The sequence below is a fragment of the Candidatus Kurthia intestinigallinarum genome, assembly GCF_003991225.1.
GTDB classification, from domain to species: Bacteria; Bacillota; Bacilli; order Bacillales_A; family Planococcaceae; genus Kurthia; species Kurthia populi.
In genome coordinates this window covers 1-1,426 of the sequence record NZ_JTFC01000183.1, presented here as the reverse complement: position 1 = coordinate 1,426, position 1,426 = coordinate 1, and the positions used below count along the sequence as shown (strand labels likewise).

Annotated in this window: 2 protein-coding genes; one reads left to right on the top strand and one right to left on the bottom strand. The window is 35.2% G+C overall.

Annotated features, from left to right (window positions below; genetic code table 11):
• Positions 1-251 precede the first annotated feature (251 nt).
• The gene (locus QI30_RS19610; RefSeq protein WP_126992105.1) at positions 252-695 is read right to left on the bottom strand and encodes an Lrp/AsnC family transcriptional regulator; all 444 of its coding nucleotides are present in this window, start codon (positions 693-695) and stop codon (positions 252-254) included.
• A gap of 141 nt (positions 696-836) precedes the next feature.
• Here QI30_RS19610 and QI30_RS19605 point away from each other — a divergent pair, with 141 nt between their 5' ends.
• Complete coding sequence (locus QI30_RS19605; protein WP_126992134.1) at positions 837-1,418, top strand: DJ-1/PfpI family protein; 582 nt, start codon at positions 837-839, stop codon at positions 1,416-1,418.
• Positions 1,419-1,426: the final 8 nt, after the last annotated feature.

The following is a 1,426-nucleotide window of genomic DNA, read 5'->3' as shown; positions in this document are numbered from 1 at the left end:
TATCCTTGTGCTAGGGGATGAAGAAGTCGCTACGCAAGCGGTATCTGTTCGAACTTATAGACAAGAGGGATTAGAAAAAATGGCTATTGATACATTTATTCAGCAAATAAAACAAGAAATCGCTCAGAAAAAATTGCCGATTTTAACTAAGCTATAAAGTTTCACCTAACTTTTATTAAAAGAGAAAGTTCGTTAAACCCTTTTAGTATATCTAGATAAAATGATATAAATGAAAACAGCTCATTCCTATACTAATTGGAATGAGCTGTTTGCTTAGACGATACCACATTATTTTCTCGTCCTGATAGAACAATATTTGTTGATGGTGTACCGTAAGGCATGGCTGCATCAATAAATTCCTCTAATTTTTCAATGGATGATGTAGCAATTTTCACGATATAACTAATTTCGCCAGCAACACGATAGCATGACAATACATCTGGATGGCTATAACAAAACTCTGCTAGCTTTTTGCAATTGGAGGATTTAAACAACACGATTGCTACGATGCCCCGATCAAGCTGAGATAAATCAAATTCAGTGCGATAGCCTTTAATAACGTGCTGTTCTTCAAGCTTTTTAATACGTTCAGCTACTGCTGGAGCTGATAAATGTACATGTCTCGCTAATTCTTTCGTCGTTATTTTTGCATTCTTTTCAATCTGCTGTAAAATTTGATAATCAATTGAATCCATTTCTTCGCCTTCTTCTAAAAAGTAAATAAAGGAATTTTCCGTTGAATAAAAAGAATTATTAGATAAATACCTTTTTTAAAATATATAGAAAAGTGCTTCAGTCGTCTACACTTTATGTATAGAAATTAGGAGGTAGTAGAAATGAAAAAAATACTGTTGTTATTAGCCAATGGATTTGAAGCATATGAGGCGAGCGTATTTACGGATGTACTTGGTTGGAATCAGCTTGAAGGGGATGGTTCAACGGTTGTTGTGACAGCTGGCTTACATAAAGAGTTAAAGGCTACTTGGAATTTCTGTGTGACACCGGAAAAATTATTGATGGATTTAAATTTAGATGAATTTGATGCACTTGCGATTCCAGGAGGTTTTGAAGAAGCAGACTTTTATGATGATGCCTTTAGTGAACAATTTGGTACAGTGATTCGTCATTTTAATGACCAACATAAGCCGATTGCTTCGATTTGTGTTGCAGCACTTGCTGTTGCTCATAGCGGTGTATTAAAAGAGCGACGCGCAACGACATACAATCACCCTACAAGTCAGCGTCTCGCACAACTTGCAACCTATGGTGTAGCTATTAGTAAAGATCGTATTGTAGTAGATGACAATATTATTACATCTGCTAACCCAAGTACTGCGATGGAAGTAGCTTTTACATTATTAGAAATGTTAACTTCATCAGATAATACGGAAAAAATAAAAGATTTGATGGGCTATTAAATAGCACT